At 65.2% G+C, this 22,753-nt stretch carries 22 protein-coding genes and 1 pseudogene; 5 read left to right on the forward strand and 18 right to left on the reverse strand.

Going from position 1 to position 22,753, the window contains the following annotated elements; translation table 11 throughout:
* The first annotated feature begins 178 nt into the window (after nt 1-178).
* On the forward strand, nt 179-2,374 hold the full coding sequence (locus ACK3BK_RS08875) for a TonB-dependent siderophore receptor (RefSeq protein ID WP_411384120.1): 2,196 nt from the start codon (nt 179-181) through the stop codon (nt 2,372-2,374).
* Nucleotides 2,375-2,532: 158 nt separating this feature from the next.
* On the opposite strand, the gene ACK3BK_RS08880 is transcribed toward ACK3BK_RS08875, so the two are convergent.
* Entirely contained in the window at nt 2,533-3,138 is a 606-nt protein-coding gene (locus ACK3BK_RS08880; RefSeq protein WP_186719728.1) for a biliverdin-producing heme oxygenase, read from the reverse strand.
* A gap of 95 nt (nt 3,139-3,233) precedes the next feature.
* On the opposite strand from ACK3BK_RS08880, the gene ACK3BK_RS08885 reads away from it, so the two are divergent.
* Nucleotides 3,234-3,779, forward strand: coding sequence for a histidine phosphatase family protein (locus ACK3BK_RS08885; protein ID WP_411384121.1), 546 nt, complete (start codon nt 3,234-3,236; stop codon nt 3,777-3,779).
* Between the two features lie 12 nt (nt 3,780-3,791).
* Here the strand turns inward: ACK3BK_RS08885 and ACK3BK_RS08890 are convergent, their stop codons facing one another.
* From ACK3BK_RS08890 to ACK3BK_RS08905, 4 genes and pseudogenes are all read right to left on the reverse strand, one after another.
* Nucleotides 3,792-4,577 carry a sulfite exporter TauE/SafE family protein gene (locus tag ACK3BK_RS08890; protein WP_054892440.1) on the reverse strand — a complete coding sequence of 262 codons (786 nt, stop codon included), beginning with the start codon at nt 4,575-4,577 and terminating at the stop codon, nt 3,792-3,794.
* A 223-nt stretch (nt 4,578-4,800) separates the two neighbouring features.
* Nucleotides 4,801-5,586, reverse strand: a complete 786-nt coding sequence (locus ACK3BK_RS08895; protein WP_411384458.1) for a methyl-accepting chemotaxis protein — start codon at nt 5,584-5,586, stop codon at nt 4,801-4,803.
* A 117-nt stretch (nt 5,587-5,703) separates the two neighbouring features.
* Nucleotides 5,704-6,900: pseudogene (locus tag ACK3BK_RS08900) on the reverse strand (cache domain-containing protein); the annotation flags it as partial.
* On the reverse strand, nt 6,827-7,705 hold the full coding sequence (locus ACK3BK_RS08905) for a LysR family transcriptional regulator (protein WP_411384122.1): 879 nt from the start codon (nt 7,703-7,705) through the stop codon (nt 6,827-6,829). The gene ACK3BK_RS08905 and the pseudogene ACK3BK_RS08900, both read right to left, overlap by 74 nt.
* Before the next feature lie 101 nt (nt 7,706-7,806).
* On the opposite strand from ACK3BK_RS08905, the gene ACK3BK_RS08910 reads away from it, so the two are divergent.
* A complete protein-coding gene (locus ACK3BK_RS08910) occupies nt 7,807-8,235 on the forward strand; it encodes a PACE efflux transporter (RefSeq protein WP_186666685.1) in 429 nt (142 codons plus the stop codon).
* A 4-nt stretch (nt 8,236-8,239) separates the two neighbouring features.
* Here the strand turns inward: ACK3BK_RS08910 and ACK3BK_RS08915 are convergent, their stop codons facing one another.
* The 3 genes from ACK3BK_RS08915 to ACK3BK_RS08925 form a co-directional block, all read right to left on the reverse strand.
* Nucleotides 8,240-9,238 carry a hypothetical protein gene (locus ACK3BK_RS08915; RefSeq protein ID WP_411384123.1) on the reverse strand — a complete coding sequence of 333 codons (999 nt, stop codon included), beginning with the start codon at nt 9,236-9,238 and terminating at the stop codon, nt 8,240-8,242.
* Nucleotides 9,239-9,336: 98 nt separating this feature from the next.
* Nucleotides 9,337-9,780, reverse strand: a complete 444-nt coding sequence (locus ACK3BK_RS08920; protein WP_411384124.1) for a GNAT family N-acetyltransferase — start codon at nt 9,778-9,780, stop codon at nt 9,337-9,339.
* A 68-nt stretch (nt 9,781-9,848) separates the two neighbouring features.
* Nucleotides 9,849-10,490 (reverse strand): HD domain-containing protein, encoded by a 642-nt coding sequence (locus ACK3BK_RS08925; protein ID WP_411384125.1) that lies wholly within the window; start codon nt 10,488-10,490, stop codon nt 9,849-9,851.
* Between the two features lie 182 nt (nt 10,491-10,672).
* On the opposite strand from ACK3BK_RS08925, the gene ACK3BK_RS08930 reads away from it, so the two are divergent.
* On the forward strand, nt 10,673-11,638 hold the full coding sequence (locus ACK3BK_RS08930; RefSeq protein ID WP_186669651.1) for a GlxA family transcriptional regulator: 966 nt from the start codon (nt 10,673-10,675) through the stop codon (nt 11,636-11,638).
* On the opposite strand, the gene ACK3BK_RS08935 is transcribed toward ACK3BK_RS08930, so the two are convergent.
* From ACK3BK_RS08935 to ACK3BK_RS08975, 9 genes are all read right to left on the reverse strand, one after another.
* On the reverse strand, nt 11,620-12,315 hold the full coding sequence (locus ACK3BK_RS08935) for a GntR family transcriptional regulator (protein ID WP_186711658.1): 696 nt from the start codon (nt 12,313-12,315) through the stop codon (nt 11,620-11,622). The genes ACK3BK_RS08930 and ACK3BK_RS08935 overlap by 19 nt on opposite strands.
* A gap of 16 nt (nt 12,316-12,331) precedes the next feature.
* The gene (locus ACK3BK_RS08940; protein WP_411384126.1) at nt 12,332-13,039 is read right to left on the reverse strand and encodes a FadR/GntR family transcriptional regulator; all 708 of its coding nucleotides are present in this window, start codon (nt 13,037-13,039) and stop codon (nt 12,332-12,334) included.
* A gap of 70 nt (nt 13,040-13,109) precedes the next feature.
* Entirely contained in the window at nt 13,110-14,420 is a 1,311-nt protein-coding gene (locus tag ACK3BK_RS08945; protein ID WP_411384127.1) for a C4-dicarboxylate transporter DctA, read from the reverse strand.
* A 279-nt stretch (nt 14,421-14,699) separates the two neighbouring features.
* On the reverse strand, nt 14,700-15,194 hold the full coding sequence (locus ACK3BK_RS08950; RefSeq protein ID WP_186711661.1) for an Lrp/AsnC family transcriptional regulator: 495 nt from the start codon (nt 15,192-15,194) through the stop codon (nt 14,700-14,702).
* An 11-nt stretch (nt 15,195-15,205) separates the two neighbouring features.
* A complete protein-coding gene (locus tag ACK3BK_RS08955; RefSeq protein WP_411384128.1) occupies nt 15,206-16,021 on the reverse strand; it encodes an ABC transporter ATP-binding protein in 816 nt (271 codons plus the stop codon).
* A gap of 4 nt (nt 16,022-16,025) precedes the next feature.
* Nucleotides 16,026-16,739, reverse strand: a complete 714-nt coding sequence (locus tag ACK3BK_RS08960) for an ABC transporter permease (RefSeq protein WP_054892428.1) — start codon at nt 16,737-16,739, stop codon at nt 16,026-16,028.
* Nucleotides 16,736-17,437, reverse strand: a complete 702-nt coding sequence (locus ACK3BK_RS08965) for an ABC transporter permease (RefSeq protein ID WP_411384129.1) — start codon at nt 17,435-17,437, stop codon at nt 16,736-16,738. The genes ACK3BK_RS08960 and ACK3BK_RS08965 overlap by 4 nt, the downstream gene beginning before the upstream one ends.
* Nucleotides 17,438-17,531: 94 nt before the next feature.
* Nucleotides 17,532-18,311: an ABC transporter substrate-binding protein gene (locus ACK3BK_RS08970; RefSeq protein ID WP_186669642.1), complete on the reverse strand. Its 780-nt coding sequence runs from the start codon at nt 18,309-18,311 to the stop codon at nt 17,532-17,534.
* Nucleotides 18,312-18,566: 255 nt separating this feature from the next.
* Nucleotides 18,567-19,499 (reverse strand): siderophore-interacting protein, encoded by a 933-nt coding sequence (locus ACK3BK_RS08975; protein WP_186719715.1) that lies wholly within the window; start codon nt 19,497-19,499, stop codon nt 18,567-18,569.
* A gap of 138 nt (nt 19,500-19,637) precedes the next feature.
* On the opposite strand from ACK3BK_RS08975, the gene ACK3BK_RS08980 reads away from it, so the two are divergent.
* Nucleotides 19,638-21,260 (forward strand): twin-arginine translocation signal domain-containing protein, encoded by a 1,623-nt coding sequence (locus tag ACK3BK_RS08980; RefSeq protein WP_411384130.1) that lies wholly within the window; start codon nt 19,638-19,640, stop codon nt 21,258-21,260.
* 96 nt (nt 21,261-21,356) lie between these two features.
* On the opposite strand, the gene ACK3BK_RS08985 is transcribed toward ACK3BK_RS08980, so the two are convergent.
* Nucleotides 21,357-22,751 (reverse strand): efflux transporter outer membrane subunit, encoded by a 1,395-nt coding sequence (locus ACK3BK_RS08985; protein ID WP_411384131.1) that lies wholly within the window; start codon nt 22,749-22,751, stop codon nt 21,357-21,359.
* Nucleotides 22,752-22,753 lie beyond the last annotated feature (2 nt).

The following is a 22,753-nucleotide window of genomic DNA, read 5'->3' on the forward strand; positions in this document are numbered from 1 at the left end:
GTGTCTGCCAGGCGGGTTTACGGGCAATCTGTAAATTTCGTAAATAAGATTTAAACCTATTTGAGAATCGTTATATTCACCATCCCTGACGGACCCGCCTTTTGCCGGGCCGGTGGGCGAGGGGCCCGCCGACCGGGGCGTGGCTTGCTTCTCGCACACGATTTCAGGAGATGTACCGATGCACACCCGATCTTCCCCGCACCGCCTGGCCCTGGCCATCGTCGCCCTGGCCGCGCCTGTGGCAGCGACTTCAGCATTCGCCGAGCAGGCGCTGGTAATCGAGGATACGCTGGTGACCGCCGAGCGCGAAGCGCGCCAGGCGCTGGGATCGTCGGTCATCACCGAAGAGGACATCAAGCGCCGCCCGCCGGCCAATGACCTGTCCGACATCATCCGCCGCGAACCGGGGGTCAACCTCACCGGTAACAGTGCCAGTGGCGCCCGTGGCAACAACCGGCAGATCGACCTGCGCGGCATGGGCCCGGAAAACACCCTGATCCTGATCGATGGCAAGCCATCGAGTGCACGCAACGCGGTGCGCTATGGCTGGAACGGCGACCGCGATACCCGCGGCGAAACCAACTGGGTGCCAGCCGAAGCGGTCGAGCGCATCGAGATCTTGCGTGGCCCTGCGGCGGCGCGCTATGGCTCGGGTGCGATGGGCGGGGTGGTCAACATCATCACCAAGCGCCCCAGCGAAGCACTCAAGGGCAATGTCAGCCTGTACACCCTGATGCCGGAGGACAGCGCCGAGGGCGCCAGCCGCCGGGCCAACTTCAACCTCGGTGGCGGCCTGACCGACACGCTTGGTTTTCGTCTCTACGGCGGCCTGGCCAAGACCGACGCCGACGATCTGGACATCAACGCCGCACACGCCGGCAGCTCGACCGTGGCGGGGCGCGAGGGTGTGCGCAACAAGGATATCAACGGCCTGCTGAGCTGGAAGCTCAACGACGAGCATCGCCTGGAAATGAGCGCAGGCTACAGCCGCCAGGGCAATATCTACGCTGGCGACACCATGAACAGCAACGGCGGTGGCAACCCGGAACTGATCTCCAGCCTGTATGGCCACGAGACCAACGTGATGCAGCGCAACACCTACGACCTGACCCACCTGGGCGATTTCACCTGGGGCACCAGCAAGACCGTGCTGGCCTATGAATACGTGCGCAACTGGCGCTTGAATGAGGGCATGGCCGGGCGTACCGAAGGGGCGATCAACGGCAACGATGCGGCATTCTCGCGCTTGCGCAACACGCGCCTGTCGAGCGAGGTCAACCTGCCGTTCGCAATGGGTGCCACGGAGCACGTGCTGACCGTCGGCGGCGAGTACCTCTATGAAACCCTCAATGACCAGGGCTCGCTCCGTCCGCAAAGCTCCGACCCGACAGGCGTTGGCAACAACGTGATCGCAGGTTTCGACCGCAGCGATTCGAAGATGCAGGCACGCAGCCATGCCTTGTTCGTCGAGGACAACATCATCATCGGCGCAACCACCGTCACTCCTGGCCTGCGTTTCGATCACCACGAGACGTTCGGCGACAACTTCAGCCCCAGCTTGAACCTGTCGCACAAGATCACCGACGAACTGACCTTCAAGGGCGGCATCGCCCGTGCCTACAAGACGCCGAACCTGTACCAGTCCAACCCCAGCTACCTGCTCTACAGCCGCGGCAATGGCTGCAGCGTGCGGCAGACCAACTCCGGCGGCTGTTACCTGCAGGGCAACGCCGACCTCAAGCCTGAGATCAGCGTCAACAAGGAGATCGGCCTGCTGTATGACCGCGGCACCTGGCGCACCAGCGCGACCTATTTCCGCAACGACTACCAGAACAAGATCATCGGCGGCACCGATGTGGTCTACGCGATCAATGGCGGCAGCCGTGTGACCCAGTGGGAGAACGCCGGCAAGGCGCGGGTGGAAGGTCTCGAGGGCAACCTGTTCATCGAGCTGACCCCGAGCCTGGACTGGAACACCAACCTGACCTGGATGCTCGACAACGACAACCGTGAGACCGGCGAGCCGCTGTCGGTGATCCCCGAGTACACAGTCAACACCACCCTGGACTGGCGCGCGACCGACAAGCTGTCGCTGCAGCTGGCGGGCACCTGGTTCGGCAAGCAGAAGTCGCCGACCTGGAACTATCGCACCCAGGAGCGCTATGACGATGCGGCGCAGAAGGACGTCGAGGCCTATGGGCTGGTGGATGTCAGTGCCGGGTACAGGTTCAACGCCAACTACGATGTACGGGTGGGGGTGAACAACCTGTTCGACAAGCAGATCCTGCGCGGCGGCAATGCCAGCAGCGCAGGTGCCAACACCTACAACCAGCCGGGCAGGGCGCTGTTTGCGGCGTTGAATATTTCGTTCTGATATGTGTAGGAGCGGGCTCGTAGCGGCCGTAAAGCCGGGCTTCGAGGTGTTTCAGGAATACCCCGGTTGCCTGATCTACGGCCGCTTCGCGCCCGATCGCGGGACGAGCCCGCTCCTACAGGGTATGTGACGTTTTTCAGGTCGATCAACGGTGGCGCTTAGCATTCAATTGCCTGCAACAACACCGCGCGCTGCTCCAGCCAGCGCTCGAAGCAGGTGAAGGTAGCGACTGCCGCAGCCACGGTGCGGGCCTGGTTTTCGGGTGGCAGGGGGTGCCGATCCAGGCGTTCGAGAAAGCCGCGCCACTGGCTGGCGGTGGCGCTGCCATACACATCGAGAAAACCACCGCCGCTGTCGGCGTCGATACCCAGGCGCTGCGCCATGGCACGCTTGAGCACCTGGCCACCGAGGGTGGAGCCCTCCAGTACGTACATCACACCCAGCGCGCTGGCCTCATCGGTGATGGCGGGCAAGTGCCGGCACAGCGGCAGCGTGTCGATCTGCTCGGCACTCAGCTTGAGTGCCTGCAGGTCGCGGCACAGTGCCGGCGCCTTGTTGCGCCCACTGTCCTGGTGCGTCGCCAACAATGCTTCGAGCGGTGCGTGAAAGCCGTAGTACGCCTCGATCAGGCGGCGATAGGCATCGTGGTCGAAACCTTCGCTGAAAAATGGCAGGCGTGCCTCCAGTGTCTTGTGGCAGGCCTGCGTACCTTCACGCAGCGCGAGCAGGACAGGACCGGGAGGAGGGCGGGAGGTGATGGTCATCGAATCGACTCTGATGGCTAATTGCCTGGGTTAGACTGGCGATCCTAGCGCAGCGTTCCTCAATGCCCTAATCCTCATTGCCAGAGAGCTCCAAGGTGAAAGCCGTCCGACTGACCCTGATCAGCCATGCCCTGACCCGCGCCCAGAAAACCGGGCGATTTCCGTTGAGCGACGATCCCGTGCTGGGTGACGCCCCGTTGTTGAACGCTGTGCCCGAGGGCGTGCAGGTGCTCAGCGCGCCCGAACTGCGCGCCCGTGAAACCGCCGCCTGGCTCGCCCCCGAAGTGCGTATCGAGACGGCGCTGGCCGACTGTGACATGGGGCATTGGCAGGGCGTTGCGCTCAAGCAGTTGCAGCGCGAGCAGCGCGAAGCCCTGGCGTGGTGGCAGGTCGATGTGGACGCGGCGCCCCATGGTGGAGAGTCCTTCGCCGCGCTGCACAAGCGCGTGGCGCACTGGCTGGAGGCGTTCGACACGCCCGGTGACTGGTGGGCCGTCACGCATCCGATGGTGATGCGTGCCGCGATGGTCGAAGTGCTCGGCAGTTCGCTCAGGGCCTACCAGTGTATCGACGTCCCGCCGTGCTCACGGCTCGAACTCAGCCGCACCCAGATCTGGCGCCTGCGTCTTGCGCCGGCCTGAGGCGCCGGGGGATCAGAAGGCCAGCTTGTAGCCGATCAACAGCAGCATGCCCGCCAGGCAGGGACGCAACACACGATCGGAGATGCGCCCGGTGAGGTGGCTGCCGAGGTAGATGCCCGGCAGCGAGCCGAGCAGCAGGTAGCCGAGCAGCGACCAGTCCATGTTGCCCATACCCGCGTGGCCCAGGCCTGCGACCAGGGTCAGGGGGACGGCATGGGCGATCTCGGTACCGACCAGGCGCCGGGTCACCAGGAAGGGGTAGAGCAGGAACAGCGCCACGGTGCCCAGGGCGCCGGCACCGATCGAGGTCAGGGTGACCATGACCCCGAGCACCACACCGGTGATCACGGTGAGGAGGTTCAGGCTGCGGTCGCTGAGGTGGTAGTGATCGCCTGCATGCTTGCTGGCGAAGGCCTGCAGGCGCGACTTGAACAGGATCGCCAGGGCGGTAAGGATCAGCACCACCGCCAGGCCCTGCTTGATGATGGCGTTGAGTGCCGAGGTGTCGGCATGCAGGGTGCTGAGGAACCACAGGGTCAGCGCTGCCGCGGGCACGCTGCCCAGGCTCAGCCAGCCGGTGATCTTCCAGTCGATGTTCTTGTTGCGCGCATGCACCCAGACGCCACTGGCCTTGGTGATTGCCGCGTAAAGCAGGTCGGTGCCCACGGCGGTGGCAGGGTTGATACCGAACCACAGCAGGATCGGGGTCATCAGCGAGCCGCCGCCGACGCCGGTCATGCCGACGATGAAACCCACGACCAGCCCGGCAATGGTGAAACCGAAAGAACCTACATCCATACGTTACTCAATCTGCCCGCTAGCCCGTTGTCGGATGGGAGCAGGATATAGATTGTTCTTTATAGCCAAATAGAATTGTTCGTTATTAGGTTATAACGCGGCAGCTTCACTGTTCCCCTGTAGGAGCGGGCTTGCCCGCGAACACGGGCGTAGCCCGTGCCAGGCACCGCGCTGTCTTTTTCGCGGGCAAGCCCGCTCCTACAGGGGGAACAGTGAAGCCGTTTCAGATCCTGAAACTGCCCACCAACTGCTTCAAGCGTCCCGCCTGCTGGCTCAGGGCATCGCAGTGGCGCAGGGTTTCGTTGAGATTCTGCACCCCTTGCTGGTTGAGGGCGTTGATCTGGGTGATATCCAGGTTCAGGCTCTCGACCACTGCGCTTTGTTCCTCGGTCGCCGTGGCCACCGACTGGTTCATGCCATCGATCTCGCCGATGCGCAGGGTCACGCTGGCCAGTCGCTCACCTGCCTGGTTGGCCACCTGCACGGTCTGCTCGCTGGAGACCTGGCTGGCGTTCATGGTGTGCACCGCCTCGCGCGAGCCAACCTGCAGGCTGGTGATCATGCGGTGGATCTCTTCGGCCGACTCCTGGGTGCGGTGTGCCAGGTTGCGCACCTCATCGGCGACCACGGCAAAGCCTCGCCCGGCTTCCCCGGCGCGAGCGGCTTCGATGGCGGCGTTGAGCGCCAGCAGGTTGGTCTGCTGGGAGATGCCCTTGATCACGTCGAGGATCTTGCCGATCTCGTCGGTGCTGGCGTTGAGGGTTTCGATCTGCTCGCACGATTCGCTGATCTTGTGCGACAGCGCGGTCATGGCGCTGATCGCATCCTCCACTACCTGGCGCCCGTCGTTGGCTTGATCGCTGGCGCCGCTGGCGTGCTGCGAGGCATCGGCGGCGTTGCGCGCAATCTCCTGGGTGGCGGCGCCGAGCTGATTGATCGCCGCTGCCACGCTGTTGGTGCGCAGGCTCTGTTCCTCGGACCCGTTGATCGAGGCGTTGGAAGCGCTCATCACCTGTTCGGACAGGTCGTGCACCTGTCGGGTGGCCGAGGCCACTTCGCTGATCGAGGCGTGGATACGCTCGACGAAGCGGTTGAAGGCTGCGGCCAGTTCGCCGAACTCGTCCTTGTGCTGCACCTGCAGGCGACGGGTGAGGTCGCCTTCGCCTTCGGCGATATCGTGCATGGCGCGGCCCATGGTGGTCAGCGGGCGCATCAGCAGTGGGATCAGCAGGCCGAGCACGGCTGCGATGGCGGCCACCGCGATGATCATGGCAATGATGGCCGAACTGCGGAACTGGCCGAGGGCGGCGTAGGCTTTGTCCTTGTCGATGGACAGGCCGATGTACCACTGCGCCGAAGGCAGCCCCTTGACCTGAGTGAAGGAGACGATCCGCTCTTCGCCGCCGAGGGTCACGTCCTGCATGCCCGGCTCGACCCGCAGGGAGCTGCCGGGATAGATGTCCTTGAGGTTCTTCATCAGCTGGTCCTTGTCGGGGCTGACGATCACCTGGCCTTCGCGGTCGACCAGGAAGGCGTGGCCGATACCGCCGAAATCCACGGCGTTGATGATGTCGACCAGGCTGTCCAGGCTCAGGTCACCCCCGACCACTCCGAGCAGCTCGCCATTGCTGCGGGCCTTGACCGGGATGGCGATGGTCACCACCAGCCCGCCGACCGATGCCTGGTAGGGCGGTGTCAGCAGGGTCTGGTTGGCGCTCGCGGCGGCGGTGTACCAAGGGCGTTTGCGCGGGTCGTAGCCTTCGGGCATCTGTGCGTCGGGGCGCTGGGTGAAGAGCCCAGTGTTCTGGCCGAAGTAGGTGAACTGGAAGTTGCTGGTGTAGGAGGGTTGGTCGACCAGCCCGGCGACCTGACTGCCGGTGCCTTGCTGGGCGATATCCTGGGCGAGGTTCTCCAGGATCAGGATGCGTCCGCTCATCCAATTCTGCACGCTGCTGGCCGTCAGTGCGCCGGCCTGCTGCACGGAGGATTCGATGTTCTGGCGGATGGTGTTGCGTTGCAGGTAGTCGTTGTAGAGGGTGAACAATGCGAATGCCAATACCACGACACCGCAGGCGCTGAGGAGAATCTTGTGGCGGAACTTCAGGTTCATGTTTCGAGACCTTGAGCCGATGCTGGGGAGGCCGCCGTGCACTCGTGGCGCGTGGCGGTGCCTGTCGGAATCGGTATCGGCCTGCGGGCCAAATGGTTGAGTTAGACGTCGTTCTGGCCGACGGGTGGTCATGGACGGATCAGCCGGCAGCCAGCAACTCCACCAGCGCCCGAGCAGCCTGCCCCAGTGGCTGCTCCTTGAGCCACAGCACATGCACGGGTAGCTGCAGCTCGTTGCGGGTGTTGCGAAACGCCAGGCGCACCAGCCGGCCGGCCTCTACCCGTGGCATGACCCTGGCCGCAGGCAGGTCGCCCCAACCCAGCCCTGCTTCGACCATCTGCAGGGCCAGGTCGACGCTGTCGGTGCGCCAGTGCGCGGTGCCGATCAGTGAGCGGGTGTCGCGCAGTGGCAGGTCACGGCTATGCACCAGGATCTGGCGGATGTTCACCAGGTCTTCCAGGTCGCGGATACGCCCTTGGCGCAGGGCTGGATGGTGAGGCGACAAGGTGGCCACCAGCGACTCGGTGCCCAGGTGCTGGAAACTGCGGCGCGGATCGACCTGCAACCCGGCAAAGGCCAGGCACAACCCGACGCGGCCGCTGTCGAGCAGTTGCAGGGCGTCCTCCTGCGGGGCACTGAGCAGTTCGATGTCGAGCAGCGGGTAGCGCTCGCCCAGCCGGGCGATGGCTGTCAGCAGTGGACGGGGGTCGATGTCCGGCACCACGGCGATGGCCAGGCTGCTTTCCAGCCCTCGCGACAGTTCGAGCGCATGCACTTGCAGCAACCCCAGTTGCTCGGCGATCAGCCGCGCGTGCGGCTCCAGGGCGCGGGCGCGGTCGGTGGCGCGCACCTCGCGGGCACCGCGCTCGAACAGGGCGTAGCCCAGTTCGGCCTCCAGATTGCCGATTGCCATGCTGACCGCCGACGGCACCCGCCCCAGTACCCGTGCGGCGGCAGAGAACGAGCCGCGGTCGAGCACGGCGAGGAACAGTTGGATGTTGTCGCTGGAAAAGTTCATGCAAGTCTCCTTTCAGTAAATCTGAAAGGTGCTGACTTTTTCTGTCAAGATTATTGATTCATTCTCCGCGCCTTCATTCACTGTATCCCGAGGTCGTCACGGTGCAAGGCGTCAAACGCAAACTGGTCTACGTGACCTTCTATGAACTCATTGGCTTGTGCATGTCCACGCTGGGCCTGGCCTACCTGTCCGAAACCCCGGCCTCGCACACCGGGCCACTGGCGGTGATGATCACCACCATCGCCATGCTCTGGAACCTGGTCTACAACAGCCTGTTCGAGCGCTGGGAAAGCCGCCAGGCCAAGCGCGGTCGCAGCGTGGCGCGGCGTGTGGCGCACGCGGTGGGCTTCCAACTGACGCTGGTGCTGTACCTGATTCCGCTGATTGCCTGGTGGCTGGACATGAGCCTGGTCGAGGCGTTCGTGGTGGACCTGGCGTTCATCGTGCTGGTGCCGGTCTACACCTTCGTCTACAACTGGGCGTTCGACCGCATCTTCGGCCTGCCGACCTCGGCCATGGCCGTGGCCTGAGGCGTCAGGGCCGGCCTGCGCCCGAAAGCAGGCCATCCTCGACCTGCCCCGACAGGTAGTACACCCCCGAGAGGGCGCCACTCTGGCGGTTCTCCATGAGCTCGCGCCATTCCTCGTTCAGCGCCACGTTGAGGATCACTCGCAGTTGCTCGACCATCTGTGGATGATCGCGGTCGTGGGTCATCATGCCGAAACCGGCCACCGCCACCGAGATCATCGCCCCGGCGGCCTTGCCTACTGCCGCCGCCACCGCGCTGGCGATGCCGCGCGGGGCGAGGGTGGCGCCGAGTTTTTCGCTGGCCCGGGTGGCCACCGACGACAGCCCCACCTCGGTTTGCCCGGGTGCCTTGGCGGCCTGGTCGTGCAGGTGCTGGCGCAGCGCCTGCCAGGCGGGCTGCTGGTCCAGTGACTGGGCGCGCAGCAGTTGGTAGAGCGTCGCGTCCCTGGCCGCAGGTGGGCCCAGGGCGATGGCTGCAAGGTGATTCAGGCGTTGGCTGACCTGATCAGGCGGGGCGTTGTAGCGCTGGATGATCGTCGGCAACTGCTGGGCGAACAGTTGCAGGTACAGCTCGCTGGCACGGTCGCGGATGCCTTCGGGGTTGATCTGCTCGGCGACCGGTTCGATCACCCGCTCGTGGTACTGCTCCTGCAAGTAGAGCGCCAAACGTTTTTCGGGCGGGTCGCTGCCGTTGCCGCTGTTCATCTTGAACCAGGCAACCTTGAGGGTCAGCCATTGCTGGGTCCAGTAGCCGGTGAACCAGGGGATGAAGTCGCTTTCGGTACGTTGCTGCACCTGTTCGCGCCAGACCCTCATCGAGCGACGGGCATAGTCGCTGGCCGAGCCGGTGGCGGCAACCGAGGCGCCAATCAGGTCCTGGTCGATCTGTTGCCAGAGGGCGGGGGTGAGCGTGGCCGGGGGCGGGGCTGGTGGGGAGCGTTTGCCGGCGCAGCCAGCCAGGGTCAGCAGCAGGCACAGCAGCAACAGGGGGATGCGCGGGTTCACGCTGGTAGCCTCCCTGGGTAGAGGCTGGATGAGGTCTTCTGATTATAGAAGCGGGGAGGGCCGCAGAGCGGCCCCCTTTTGCAGTTCGAAAGCCATGTTCAGCCCTCGCGTCTCAGATGCAGCAGCGGATACGGATCGCCCTGCCCATCGACTTCGCTGCGTCCGGTCTGGACGAAGCCCTGGTTGAGGTAGAAGCCCACGGCCTGCGGGTTCTGTTCGTTGACATCGACCTCGCGCACGCCCATTTCGGCGACGACCTGGGCCAACAGGGCCTTGCCGATGCCCTGGCCGCGGTAGGTCGGGTCGACGAAAAGCATCTCTAACTTGCCCTCGTGTACCCCGGCAAAGCCACGGATCCGGCCCTGTTGATCGTACTCGGCGCGCAGTTGGACGAAGCCCAGGTACTGGTCGCGTACCAGCGGGCGCAAGCGTTCGATGTAGCCTTCGGGAAGAAAATCGTGCGTCGCCCGCACCGACGCTTCCCACAGTTCGGTCAGGCGCTCGAACTGTTCTGCGCCGACTGGGGCGATGGTGTGTTGCATAAGGCCTCCTGGCGTGTGATTTGCCGGGCGCATGGTAAGGCGCCCGGCAAGCCTTGGCCAGCAAGGCCTCAGCTTGGCCAGCAGGACTGGCGGATCACGCTGCAGAAGTTGCCGGGATGAAAGCCCGGTTCCTTGTCGGCGATGACATCGCCCTTGACGTTGCCGAAGGTGGTCTGCGGCTTGTGGCGGATGCCATCGTAGAAGGCCTGGATGATCGCTTCCTTGAACTGCTCGCCACGGGGATGGGCCTGGACTACGGCGTCGCGCTCGGCGGTGCTCAGCCCTTCATGGTGCAGGCCAAGGACGTCGGTTTCGACGCCGGCGGTAACCAGCGCGATCAGCGGGTGCATGAACTCGGGAATACCCGGTGTGGTGTGCAGGGCGATGGCGGTCCAGACCCGCTCGATGTCGCGTTCGGCGATGCCGTGGCCCTTGAGGAAGTCGCGGGCGGCGTTGGCGCCGTCGACCTCGAAGCGGCAGCAGTCGCTGCTGTGCTGATGGGTCAGGCCCATGTCGTGGAACATGCAGCCGCAGTACAGCAGTTCGCTGTCGAACTTCAGGCCCAGGCGCTTGCCGGCCAGGGCGGCGAAGTAGAACACCCGGCTGGAATGGTGGAACAGCAATGGCGAGGCGGTGTCGCGGACCAGTTCGGTGATCTCGCGGGCCATGGCGCTGTTGGGTACCTGGATACCGGCGATGGAGGTGGACATGGGTGACTCCTTGGGGTGGTTGGTGGTGGAGTCAGTGTGGCGGTGAGGGGGTATGTCCTCAATTGACGTTACGCGCCAGATCCTGCCATTGTCGGTTTGCGACGGACATGGCCTGCGCGATGGGCAGGCTGGGGTCTTATGCTGTCGCTGTCAGCCTTTTCGCGCTCCTACAGGATCTCCAGATGCCCTCACTGACCCTCGCCATCCTGGCCATGCCCGGTGTCCAGTTGCTCGACGCCAGCGGCCCGCTCGATGTCTTCGCCGAGGCCAACCGCCAGGCCGGTCGCGAGGTCTATCGCCTGCGCCTGCTGGCCTGCGAGCCCGGCCCGCTGGTCAGTTCGTCCGGCGCGCGCCTGCTGCCCGATGGCTGGATCGGCGACACCATTGAGCCCATCGACACCCTGCTGATCGCCGGTACGCCACAGGCGGCCAGCCAGCATCTGCGCAGCGGTATCCTCGACTGGTTGCGTGGGCGTGCCGCCAGTTGCCGGCGCTACGGATCGGTCTGCACCGGGGCCTTCGCCCTGGCTGCTGCCGGCCTGCTCGATGGCCGACGCATCACCACGCACTGGGCGGTCGCCGAGGTCTTGGCCGAGCGCTATCCCGAGGTGCAGGTGGAGGCCGATGCGATCCAGGTCCATGACGGCAAGGTGCGCACTGCGGCGGGTGTGACGTCCGGGCTGGACCTGGCGTTGAGCCTGGTGGAGGAAGACCTGGGGCGAGAACTCGCCAAGCAGGTGGCAGGGCAGTTGGTGATGTACTTCAAGCGTCCGGGTGGGCAATTGCAGTTCAGCCGCCAGGGTGGCTCTTCGCCGGTCGGTCGCTCGGTGCTTCAGGGGTTGCAGCGCTATGTGGCGGCCAATCCGGCCGAGGATCACAGCATCGCCAGCCTGGCGCAGCGGGCGGGCCTCAGCCCGCGGCACTTCGCCCGGCTGTTCCAGGCCGATGTCGGCATGACCCCTGCGGCCTGGGTGGAACTGGCACGGGTCAATGCCGCGCGCGAACGCCTCGAGGGCGGACGCGAGCCGCCCAAGCAGGTGGCGGCCTTGTGTGGCTTCGCCAATGTCGACACCCTGCGCCGCGCTTTCGTGCGGCATGTCGGAGTTACCCCGGCGGACTACCGCAAACGTTACGCGCGCACGCTCTGATCGAGGTCGAGCTTGGCTTCGAGGCGGTCCAGGTGCTGGTGCATCAGCTCAAGCGCCGCGGTGCTGTCGCCATCTTCCACCGCGTCGATGATTGCCGCGTGCTCTTCCCAGGCGCAATGCTCGCAGCAGGGCGACTCGTAGCGGGCGATGATCAGCGAGGTCATCGGCACCAGGCCGTTGAGAAAGCGCGCCAGCGGCGCGTTGTTGGCCATCTGCGCAAGCTTGAGGTGGAATTCGCCGCCCAGGCGGATGGCCGTGCAGCGCTCGCCACGCTCGTAGTGCAGGCGTTCGCGCTCCACCAATTGGCGCAGTTGACGGATCTGCCCCGGGCGCGCGCGCTGGGTGGCCAGGCCGATCAGCGTGGTTTCGGCCAGGCGCCGGGCACTGAGCACCTGGCGCGCCTGCTGTGGATCGGGTGCGGCCAGGTGTGCGGTGTGGCTGGGGCGCTGCACCACCACCTGCTGGTCGGCCAGACGCCCGAGCACCCGGCGGATCACGGTGCGGCTGACGCCGAAAGCATTGCCCAGCGCCTGCTCGGGCAGGGCGCTGCCAGGGGGCAGGCGCTGTTCGAGGATGGCGTCGAACAGGCGTGGGTAGATCTGTTCGGCGCCCAGGCGGCCTTCGCCGGTCTTGATCAGCTGGGGCAGGCGCGGGTCGGCGTGGGCGAAGGCGGTCATGGTCGCTCTCCTGACGTCAAAGATGCGGGTCCGGTTGGTCGTCCGGGATGTTCAGTTCGATGCCCATGCGCTGGCCTTCGGCGAGGATGTGCCTGCGCATCTGGGCGCTGGCCTGGGCGCTGTTGCGTGCACGGATGGCGCGCACCACGGCCTCGTTCTCTTCGAGCCGTGCGGCCAGGTGTTCGGGGGAGTCGCGCAGCATCGCCGCGCTCTGCTTGAGCGCGTTGCTGGTCTGCTGCACCACGCTCTGGAAGATCGGGTTGGTGGTCAGCGCGAACAGCGCTTCGTGGAAGGCGATGTAGGCGGCCACGCCTGCCTCGCTGTCGCTGGCGTCAACGGCTTCGCGCAGGTCCATCAGGGTCAGGCGCAACTGGCCGATGTCCTGGTTGCCCGCCGATTGCGCGACCAGCCCGGCGATGAAGGGCTCGAGGGTGTAGCGCAGCTCCAGCACATCGGCCAGGCTGGCGGCGCCGACACCCTCGGTGCCTGGTGTCAGGGCGGCGTCGGCCTCCAGCACCAGCACACCTTTGCCGGGCATCGAGCGTACCAGCCCGAGGGTTTCCAGAACGGTCACCGCTTCGCGCAGGCTGGGGCGGCTGATGCCCAGTTGTTCGGCCAGCTCGCGCTGGCCGGGCAGCATTTCGCCGCTGCGCCACTGACCGCGGGCCAGGGCCTTGCGCAGCTTTTCCACCACGGAGTTGACGACGGTCGATGAGCTGATCACGGTTCGCTCCCTGATTGAAACCTGAGTCTTGTCGCCTGTGGGCCGGCGCTGAACGTCGGCCCTGGCACGGTCAGAATTCCTGCTGATGGGCCTGGCCCTGCTTGCGCGCTATCGGTTCGAAGCCAGGCTTGCCGGCCAGCACGTTGTTGGCGCGCTGCATGTCGATATCCTTCTCCCAGCGGGCGATGGCCACGGTGGCGACACAGTTGCCGATCAGGTTGGTCAGTGCCCGGCCGATGCCCATGAACCAGTCCACGGCCAGCACCAGCACCAGGCCGACCACCGGGATCGCCGGAACCGCGGTCAGGGTGGCGGCCAGGATCACCAGCGCCGAGCCCGGGATGCCATGGGCGCCCTTGGAGGTGACCAGCGACACCAGCAGGATGGTCAGCAGGTCGGTCATGGCCAGTGGCGTGCCGGTGGCGTTGGCGATGAACACGATGGCCAGGGTGAGGTAGATCGAGAAACCGTCCAGGTTGAACGAATAGCCGGTCGGAATCACCAGCCCCACGGTGGAACTGCCGATCCCCAGGTGTTCGAGCTTGCGCATCACCTGCGGCAGTACGGCGTCGGAGGAGGCGGTGCCGAGGACGATGGTCAGTTCCTCGCGCAGGTACTTGATGAACGGGATCAACTTCAGCCCCGACACCCGCATCACCGTGCCCAGGATCAGCAGCACGAAGCCTGCACAGGTGATGTAGAACAGCGCCACCAGTCCGCCCAGGTGCTGCAGCGACTCCAGGCCGTACTTGCTGGTGGTGAAGGCGATGGCGCCGAACACGCCGATCGGCGCCAGGCGCACGATCATGCCCATGATGCGGAAGATCACATGGCTCAGTTCGTTGATCAGGCGCGAGATGCCCGATGCCGACTCGCCGACCAGGTTCAGCGCACTGCCGAACAGCACGGCGAACAGCAGGACCTGGAGGATGTTGTTGTCGGCGAAGGCACCGATCACCGAGGTCGGGATCAGATCCATGAAGAACGCCGTGGCGCCGTGGATGTGCGCACCGCGATCGGCCAGGGCACCGGCGTCGGCGCTGGAGAGTTGGTCGAGGTGGATGTTGGCACCTTGGCCGATGCCGGTAGAGAAGGCCAGCACCAGGCCGATGACCAGGGCGATGGTGGTGAGGATTTCGAAGTAGATCACCGACTTCAGGCCAATGCGCCCGACCTTCTTCAGGTCGCCCGCGCCGGAGATGCCACTGACCACTACGCAGAACACGATGATGCCGATGAGCATCTTGATCAGCTTGATGAAGCCGTCACCGAGGGGTTTGAGCTGCAGGGATACTTCAGGAAAGCTGAGACCGCAGATAACGCCCAGGGCAAGGCCCAGGACAACTTGGAGGAAGATCGAACGCGAGCACCATTTGAGCATGGGAGGGATCTCTGATTCGGTGTCCCTGCTTCGATGCACGCCAGGGGCTGGCGGGCGAAAGAGCGCAGGACTTAATTATTGTGGTCTTACCGGTTTGTCCAGTGCGGGGTAAATGTAAGCGCGAATTTCAGCGCTTGGCAAGGCTTTTTGGACTTACCGGTCTGACCAGTTGGCGATCAGTCGAACTCGGAGCCTCTGGTGTGCCGGTTAGCGCAGGGAAGGGGTGTGAAGCGCAGGTGGGTGAGGCGAAGGGGGCGCCAGGCGGCCCCCAAGGATGTTTCAGGCCTGTGGTGCGAGGCTCTTGACCGCCGCCAGCTCCGGGTGGGCGACCAGCTTGTCGATGTGCAGTTCGTCGTCGTTCATCCAGGCCTCGGTCAGCACCCGGTAGTGCTCCATGTCGCGGCAGCGCATGCGCAGGCTGTAGTCGAAATGGCCGCTGATCAGCTGGCATTCAAAGACCTGCGGGCAGGCCCGCACGGTGGCCTCGAAGGCACGCTGGGCGGAACGCCCGCTCTGGTTGGACAAGGCCACCAGCACCAACAGCGACAGGCCGGGCGACACCTGCTGCAGGTCGATGATCGCACCGTAGCCGCGGATCACACCTCGTCGCTCCAGCTTGCGCACCCGCTCAAGGCAAGGCCTGGGCGTCAGGTGCACGAGGGTCGAGAGCTTCTCGTAGGTGATCCTGCCGTGGTGGCGCAGCACATCGATGATCGCTTCATCGATGCGGTCCAGCGGCGGGTTGGCAGGGGAACGGGTGGCCTTGCTATCCATACGGCGTGACTTCACTTCAAACGGTTTGAGAGAAACTGTTGCAGGCGTGGGCTCTGCGGGTGGTCGAGGATGTCGGCACTGCCGTGTTCCTCCACCAGTCCCTGGTGCAGGAACAGCACCTGGCTGGACACCTGACGGGCAAAGCCCATCTCGTGGGTGACCATGAGCATGGTACGTCCTTCCTCGGCGAGCGTCTGTATGACCTTGAGCACCTCGCCGACCAGCTCGGGGTCGAGCGCCGAGGTCGGTTCGTCGAACAGGATGATCTCCGGTTCCATGGCCAGTGCGCGGGCGATCGCCACCCGCTGCTGCTGGCCGCCGGAGAGGAAGGCAGGGTACTGCTCGGCGGCGCGCGCGGGCAGGCCGACCTTGTCCAGGTAGGTGCGTGCCCGTGCCTGGGCTTCGGCGGCACTGATGCCCAGCACCTTGCGCGGTGCCAGGCAAATGTTTTCCAGCACGGTCAGGTGGCTCCACAGGTTGAAATGCTGGAACACCATCGCCAGGCGCGTGCGCAGGTTCTGCAGTTGCGCAGGTGGCGGCGTGCGGGTGCCGGGGCGGATCTGCAGGGTCTGGCCGTCGAGGGTGATGCTGCCGGCATCGGGCTGTTCGAGGAAGTTGATGCAGCGCAGGAAGGTGCTCTTGCCCGAGCCACTGGCGCCGATCAGGCTGATCACGTCGCCCTTGCGGGCCTGCAGCGATACGCCCTTGAGCACCTGGTGCTCGCCGTAGTGCTTGTGCAGGGCGTCGACGCTGAGCTTGATCGCGCTCGTATGGGCCTGGGTGGAGGGCGCGTGTTCGAAGTTCAAAGGCAGTGCGGTGGCGGTCATGGGATCAGCCTCGTACGGGATCAAGGAAGCGCATCCAGCGGCGCTCGGCGAGTCGGAACAGGCCGACCAGGGCGAAGGACAGCAACATGTACAGCAGCGCCGCCACACCGAAGGCCTGGAAGGTCAGGAAGGTCGCAGCGTTGGCATCGCGCGCCACCTTGAGGATGTCGGCGACGGTGGCAGTGAAGGCCAGCGAGGTGGCATGCAGCATGAGGATCAGCTCGTTGCTGTAGGCCGGCAGCGAGCGGCGCAGGGCCGCCGGCAGTACCAGGAACAGGTTCAGCTTCCAGCCGCGCAGGCCATAGGCCTGGGCCGCCTCCAGTTCGCCGGCAGGCAGGTTGCGAATCGCCCCGGCGAAGATCTCCACGGTGTAGGCGCAGGTGTTGAGCACGAACGCCAGCAGGGTGCAGTTGAGTGCGTTGCGCAAGAACTGGTCGAGCAGCGCGTGTTCGCGCACCACCTCCAGGCTGTAGAGGCCTGTGTAGCAGATCAGCAACTGGATATAGAGCGGTGTGCCGCGGAACACGAAGGTGTACACCTGCACCGGCACGCGCAGCCAGCTGTGGCGCGATACCCGCGCCAGCGCCAGGGGTAGCGAAAGGACGAAACCCAGGACCATGCTTGCCAGGAACAACCACAGCGTCATGGCCAGGCCCGACAGACCACTGCCATCGTTGTACAGATAGGCGATGCCGTATTGCTGAAGGAGTTCGATCATCGTGCCAGTCCCCGCACGCCGGTGTTGTAGCGCCGCTCAAGGTGCTTGAACAGGCGGTTGGAAAGGGTGGTGATCAGCAGGTAGACCAACCCGGCCAGGCACAGGAAGAACAGCATGTCGTTGGTGGTCTTGCCGGCGTTCTGCGCGGCCTTGACCAGGTCGGCCAGGCCGATGATCGACACCAGTGCGGTGGACTTGAGCAACACCAGCCAGTTGTTGCCAAGCCCTGGCAGGGCGAAACGCATCAGTTGCGGGAACAGCACCAGGCGAAAGCGCTGGGTACGGCTCAGGCCGTAGGCGGTGGCTGCCTCCAGTTGGCCGACGGGCACGCTGAGGATGGCGCCGCGGAAGTTCTCGGTGAAGTAGGCGCCGTAGATGAAGCCCAGGGTCAGCACGCCGGCGGCGAAGGGGTCGATTTCAACGTAGTCCCAACCCAGTGCTTCGGTGAGGTCGTTGAGCCAGATCTGCATGCTGTAGAACAACAGCAGGATCAGCACCAGGTCCGGGACGCTGCGGATCAGTGTGGTGTAGAGGGTGGCCGGGATACGCAGCAGCTTGGAGTGCGACAGCTTAGCGCTGGCGCCGACCAGGCCGAGCAGCAGGCTGAGCAGCAACGACAGGAATGCCAGCTTCAGGGTCATCCAGGTGCCTTGGGCCAGCAACGGGCCGAAGCCTTGCAGAGAAAGCAAGTCGTTCATGAGAGGGTCTCGTGCGACGGGATGGCTTGGGGATCGACGATGTCGGCAGCTGGCTGCGTCGCGGGCAGGTCGGGGCCAGCGCCGGCAGCGACGATCACTCGTTGTAGATGTCCAGGTCGCCCACGTACTTCTTCTGGATTTCGGCATAGGTGCCATCGGCGTGGATCGCCGCGATGCCCTTGTCGAGCAGCGCCTTGAGCTCCGGGTCGGTCTTGCGCAGGCCCATGGCAATGTCCAGTGGCAGGCTTGGGTCCTTGATCGCCGGGCCGCTCTTGAAGTCGGCGCCTTCGGGTTTGGAGAGGAAGTTCAGTTGCGCCTCGAGGCGGTCGGTCACGGTGGCGTCGAGGCGGCCGTTCTGCAGGTCGGCATAGTTCTGGTCCTGGGACTGGTAGGCCCTGACCTGCACGCCCAGCGGGGTCAGCACGGCGCGGGCATAGGCTTCCTGCAGCGAGCCCTGCAGTACGCCGACCTGCTTGCCCTTGAGCGATTCGGGGGTATCACCGAAGTCGGCGGACGCGCGCACCACCACCGAGGTGGGGCTGAGGAACAGGCGGTCGGTGAAGTCGATCTGCTTCAGGCGCGCTGGGGTGACGGCCATCGACGACATGATGGCGTCGAATTTGCGCGCACGTAGCGCCGGGATCATGCCGTCGAATTCGTTATGCACCCAGGTGCACTTGACCTGCAGCTTGGCGCAGATGGCGTTGCCCAGCTCGATGTCGAAGCCTTGCAGGCTGCCATCGGCGGCGACGGATTCGAAGGGGGGGTATTCGGGGAAGACGCCGAAGCGGATTTCGGTCCATTCCTTGGCCTGGACGGCAGTGGCACACAGCGAGAACAGCAGGACGCCGAAGCGTTTTCGCATGGAGAGCATAGGTGTAGTCCCTGGGTGTTGTTATTGGTTGTAGGGCGGTGTAGTGCGTAGGTCTGTCCGTGACTCGGGAGTCGGGCTCAGGATGCGCGAGGCAGAGGGTTTTTTTGTGTCGTTTGTACAGGTGCAGGGGACCGGATTCGGTCGTTAACGGCGGGGTGACGGCGGAATCGGCTGTCATGACATCGATTTACAGATGTGCGACAGCGTTTTTGGTGTGTGAGCCCGGGAATACAGCGGGTGCGATAGCGGTCGACGCTACTCCAGGGTGCGTCCGGCCCGCCAATAGCCCATCAGCGTCAGGCTGTCGCGCGCCAGGCCACGCTCCTTGATCAGGTAGCGACGGATCTCCATCACCGTCGCCGACTCCCCGGCGATCCAGGCATGAAAGGCCGCGGCCTTGTCGCTGGCCAGTTCCCAGAGGATGCGCTGGTCGATGTCGACCTCCTCGAGTTCGGCGTTGCGGGTCGCTGTCGGGTTCGGCAGCGTGGCCAGTTCGCGCACCGCGTGCAGCATGCCTTGGCCGTGATCGCAGGCCAGCACGTCGCGGGGCAGCCAGTGCACCCGGGTGGCCGGGCCGTGGCGCAGGTCAAGGCAGTCCAGCTCCAGGGGAACCTCGATGAAGGCTTCGACCGCCAGGTGCGGGCGGGTGTCGGCCAACTGTTCGAGCGCCCCGGCAATCGCCGGCAGTGCAGTCTCGTCGCCCACCAGCAGAATCTGCCGTGCCTCGCGTGGGGGCTTCCACTCATAACCGCCGGGGTCGCCGTCATAGGCAAGGTTCGGTGCAACCATCTGCAGCCGATCACCGGGGCGCGCATGGGTCGCCCAGGCCGAGGCGGGGCCATTGACCCCATGCAGGACGAAATCCACCTCCACCTCATGCTGCGCGCGCCGCAGGGCGCGCAACGTGTAGGTGCGCATGGGGGGCGTCTGCGCCGCCGGGAGGTCGCGCCGTGCCTGCTGCCATTTCTCGTGCTGGGGGAGTCGTGGTGGCTGGCCGTCGGGGGAGGGGAAGAACAGCTTGATGCGCTGGTCCGGCGCCAGGGTGGTCATTTGCCCGATGTCTTCGCCGGTGAAGACGAAACGACACAGCGAAGGGCTCAGGGGCACGATGGTCTTGAGCTCGACATCGAAGATCCGGTAAGCGCTGGCCCGGTTCGGGCGAATCAGGCGCGAGAGGAAGGAGGTCATCGGCAGCCTCTGCTGGCAAGGAGTCTTCTGAAGGAACGAGTGCCAGCCGTGGTGAATTAGCCCCGGTAAATTTTGCCCGCCAGCGTACGTTCTAGCTTGGATAGAAGCCGCAGCATGGCTGGAACGGATAGAGGCGCAATGACCATTTCCCGACGAGGATTCATCGCAGGCCTGGCAGTGGCGGGGGCCGCGGGTACCGCCGCCTACTATGCGCACAAGGAGCTGACCCACGACCCTGAAGACGACATCGTCACCCCGGGTGAGGCCAGCGTCGAGCTTGCCGACCTTGCCGGGCAACTGCTGGCCGATCACTTGCGGGGTGTCTGGGATATCCGTTTCGATGGCGCCGATGGCGGCCTCGAGGGCTTGCCGCGCGAGGGCGTCGAGGTGTTCTTCGACGTCGCCACCAAAGGCCGTGGGCTGCGTGGTTTCGTTGATACCGGCGAGCGCCTGCGAGCTGATGGTCCGGCCGCCTACCGGGTGCTGGGCGATCTGGTCGGAGCCTCGTCTGCCCAGGTGCGCTGGCGCCTGCTCAGTCAGGACGGTGGGCCGAGCTATGAGTGCGTAGCCAGCCTCGACGAGGTGTGGGGCGAGTTCGCCAACGCCGGCAGCGGCACCCTCAGCGGCCGCTTGCAGCGCCTTGATCGGCCCCTTACCTTGCCGGTGGCGGACAGCCGCTTCGTTGCCGTCAAGCGCCTGTTCCCAGAGGCGCGTGAGCGCCTGCCCTATACCCCGGCCATGCAGGCCTGGGTCATCAGCCCCGAGCATCGTTTGTTCCACCAGCTCTGGCATGCGACCCGCGATCAGTGGCACAAGATTCCCGAAGACAAGCGTAATGCGTTGCGCGGCCTGGGCTGGCAGCCAGGGCCGCGCGACCACGAGCGCGACGCCCGTGGGCCGCGCAAGCACCGCAATGGTTCGGGCGTGGACTTTCTGTTCATGCACCGGCACATGCTCGCTGCCGCACGCGCCCTGCAGGACCTGCCCTCCTGGCAGCGCTTTCCGCTGCCACAGCCCAATGTCGAGTTCGACCGGCAGGGTTTTGCCCGCTATTACGACAACCACGACGGCTGCTGCGTGCCGCCGCCCTGGCAAGCGCCGGGCGACGACGACTATGGCCAGTGGGTGTCGGCGATCAAGGCCGGGGAGACGTTCTGCAGCAACTTCCAGGTCTGGGAGTCGCAATACCAGGATCCGCAGTACCTGTCGAAGCTGAGCCTGGGCACCTTTGGTTCGGAAGTGGAGATGAACCTGCACGACTGGCTGCACATGTGCTGGGCCTCGGTGCCCCGGGACCCGTCCAACAGTGCGCCGGTGCCCTTTGCGCGCGACCCGTCGGATTTCGCCGGGCGCTGGTTCGGCCGTGAGAACGACTTCCTGGGCGATCCGTTTTCTTCCCATGTACACCCGGTGTTCTGGGGGTTCCATGGTTGGATCGACGACCGGATCGAAGACTGGTATCGCGCCCATGAACGCTATCACCCCGGCCAGGTGCGGCGCCTGGAGGTCAATGGCGTGAAGTGGTTCGCGCCGGGTCCTTGGGTGGAAGTCGGCGACCCCTGGCTGGGGCCGGACACTCATGGGTGCAGTACCACACCGGGTATTCGTCCGGGCAAGACAGTGGAGATGGATGTGGAGGTGATGAAGCTTGCGCTGCGTATCACCTTCGGCGAAGAGGACGGCATCGCCGACCTGCTGCGGCGGGTGCCGCGTCGGCCTTGGTACGCGCGTAACCTGTCGATGAAGAACATTCTTTCGTGATTAACGCCGAGTCGTGCTTTTCGCGGGCAAGTCGCAGCGGCGGTTCGCCGCTGCGACTTGCCCGCGAAGAAGACCCCCCGCGCTGACGGACTCCCCTCAGAGCCTCCATCCCCCGCCCAGCGCCTTGTACAGCGCCACGCTCCCCTGCAACCTGGCCAGGCGCAACTGCGCCTGCTGGTCTTCGGCCAAATACAGGGTGCGCTGCGTTTCCAGTACCGTCAGCAGCGTCTCTGCCCCTGATGCATAGCGCTGTTCGGCCAGGCTGAAGGCGATGCGCGCCTGTTCCACTTCCTGATCCTGCCACTGGCGTTGCCGGTCGACGCCGTTGATCGCATTGAGCGCCTTTTCCACGTCGGCGAAGCCCGCGATGATCTGCGCGCGGTAATCCTCCAGCAACTCTTCCTGGCGCGCCTTGGCCTGGTCACGCTCGGCGCTGCGTCGGCCGCGGTCGAAGATGGGGGCGGTGAGGGCGGTGGTGAGGGTGTAGAAGGGGCTGTCGAGCACGTTGGCGAAGGTCCTGGCGCCACTGCCCAGGTCGGCACCGAGCACCACTCGTGGCAGCATGGCGGCCCTGGCTACCTGCACGTCGGCGCTGGCTGCCGCCAGGCGTGCCTCGGCGGCGGCGATGTCCGGGCGGCGACTGAGCAGTGCACTGGGGACGCCGCTGCCGATGCCTGGCCAGTTCAAGGCGCTGATCGACTCCTGGCCGGTATTCAGGCTCTGCACCGGATCACCGAGCAAGGTGGCAAGGGTGACGCGATTGTCCTGCCACTGTTGCTCCAGCAACGGCACCTGGCGCTCCTGGGCGGCGACCAGGCTGCGTTGCTGGGCCAGCTCCAGGCGGGTCGCCGAGCCCGAGCGTTCGCGGGCTTCGACCAGGCGCAGGACATCGTGCGCGTTATCGAGGTTGAGCCGGGCGATACGCAGTTGTTCCTCCAGTGTCAGCCCTTGCAGATAGCTGTCGGCAACGGCGCTGAACAGCGTGAGCTCGACCGTCTGGCGGTCGAAGCGGCTGGCGTCGAGTTTGCGCAATGCACTGTCACGGGCAGCGCGCCGGCCGCCCCAGAAATCGATTTCGTAGCTGGCGCTCAGGCGCGTGGCGAAGGCGGTGCTGGTGCGCTCGCTGCTGGTGGCGTCGAGCTGGTCGTTGCCGTCGCCGCGCAGCAGGCGCTGGCGGCTGCCATCCACACCCAGTTGCAGTTCGGGTAGCAATGGCGCCCCGGCGATCACGGCGCGGGCCTGGGCCTGGCGCACCCGCGCGGCGGCGCCAGCCAGGTCGTGGCTGTTGCTGCGGGCGCGTTCGATCAGGCGATCCAGTTCGCGGCTGGAGAACGCCTGCCACCATGTGCTGTCCGGCAGCGCCTGGTGGGAGTCGGTGGCGCCTTGCCATGTGGGCGGTGGCGTGATGTCGGCCTGCGGCGCTGGTGTGCTGTTGCAGGCGGCGAGGCAGAGGCTCAGGGTCAGCAGGCTGATGCGGCTTGGCAATGTCATGG

It is taken from the genome of Pseudomonas sp. L7, from assembly GCF_046605565.1.
GTDB classification, from domain to species: domain Bacteria; phylum Pseudomonadota; class Gammaproteobacteria; order Pseudomonadales; family Pseudomonadaceae; genus Aquipseudomonas; species Aquipseudomonas wayambapalatensis.

Coding starts and splice junctions, on each gene's coding strand:
- ACK3BK_RS08875 (WP_411384120.1), top strand. CDS start 179: ATGCACACCCGATCTTCCCCGCACCGCCTGGCCCTGGCCATCGTCGCC.
- ACK3BK_RS08880 (WP_186719728.1), bottom strand. CDS start 3,138: ATGACCATCACCTCCCGCCCTCCTCCCGGTCCTGTCCTGCTCGCGCTG.
- ACK3BK_RS08890 (WP_054892440.1), bottom strand. CDS start 4,577: ATGGATGTAGGTTCTTTCGGTTTCACCATTGCCGGGCTGGTCGTGGGT.
- ACK3BK_RS08895 (WP_411384458.1), bottom strand. CDS start 5,586: ATGAGCGCTTCCAACGCCTCGATCAACGGGTCCGAGGAACAGAGCCTG.
- ACK3BK_RS08905 (WP_411384122.1), bottom strand. CDS start 7,705: ATGAACTTTTCCAGCGACAACATCCAACTGTTCCTCGCCGTGCTCGAC.
- ACK3BK_RS08920 (WP_411384124.1), bottom strand. CDS start 9,780: ATGCAACACACCATCGCCCCAGTCGGCGCAGAACAGTTCGAGCGCCTG.
- ACK3BK_RS08925 (WP_411384125.1), bottom strand. CDS start 10,490: ATGTCCACCTCCATCGCCGGTATCCAGGTACCCAACAGCGCCATGGCC.
- ACK3BK_RS08930 (WP_186669651.1), top strand. CDS start 10,673: ATGCCCTCACTGACCCTCGCCATCCTGGCCATGCCCGGTGTCCAGTTG.
- ACK3BK_RS08935 (WP_186711658.1), bottom strand. CDS start 12,315: ATGACCGCCTTCGCCCACGCCGACCCGCGCCTGCCCCAGCTGATCAAG.
- ACK3BK_RS08945 (WP_411384127.1), bottom strand. CDS start 14,420: ATGCTCAAATGGTGCTCGCGTTCGATCTTCCTCCAAGTTGTCCTGGGC.
- ACK3BK_RS08950 (WP_186711661.1), bottom strand. CDS start 15,194: ATGGATAGCAAGGCCACCCGTTCCCCTGCCAACCCGCCGCTGGACCGC.
- ACK3BK_RS08955 (WP_411384128.1), bottom strand. CDS start 16,021: ATGACCGCCACCGCACTGCCTTTGAACTTCGAACACGCGCCCTCCACC.
- ACK3BK_RS08960 (WP_054892428.1), bottom strand. CDS start 16,739: ATGATCGAACTCCTTCAGCAATACGGCATCGCCTATCTGTACAACGAT.
- ACK3BK_RS08965 (WP_411384129.1), bottom strand. CDS start 17,437: ATGAACGACTTGCTTTCTCTGCAAGGCTTCGGCCCGTTGCTGGCCCAA.
- ACK3BK_RS08970 (WP_186669642.1), bottom strand. CDS start 18,311: ATGCTCTCCATGCGAAAACGCTTCGGCGTCCTGCTGTTCTCGCTGTGT.
- ACK3BK_RS08975 (WP_186719715.1), bottom strand. CDS start 19,499: ATGACCTCCTTCCTCTCGCGCCTGATTCGCCCGAACCGGGCCAGCGCT.
- ACK3BK_RS08980 (WP_411384130.1), top strand. CDS start 19,638: ATGACCATTTCCCGACGAGGATTCATCGCAGGCCTGGCAGTGGCGGGG.
- ACK3BK_RS08985 (WP_411384131.1), bottom strand. CDS start 22,751: ATGACATTGCCAAGCCGCATCAGCCTGCTGACCCTGAGCCTCTGCCTC.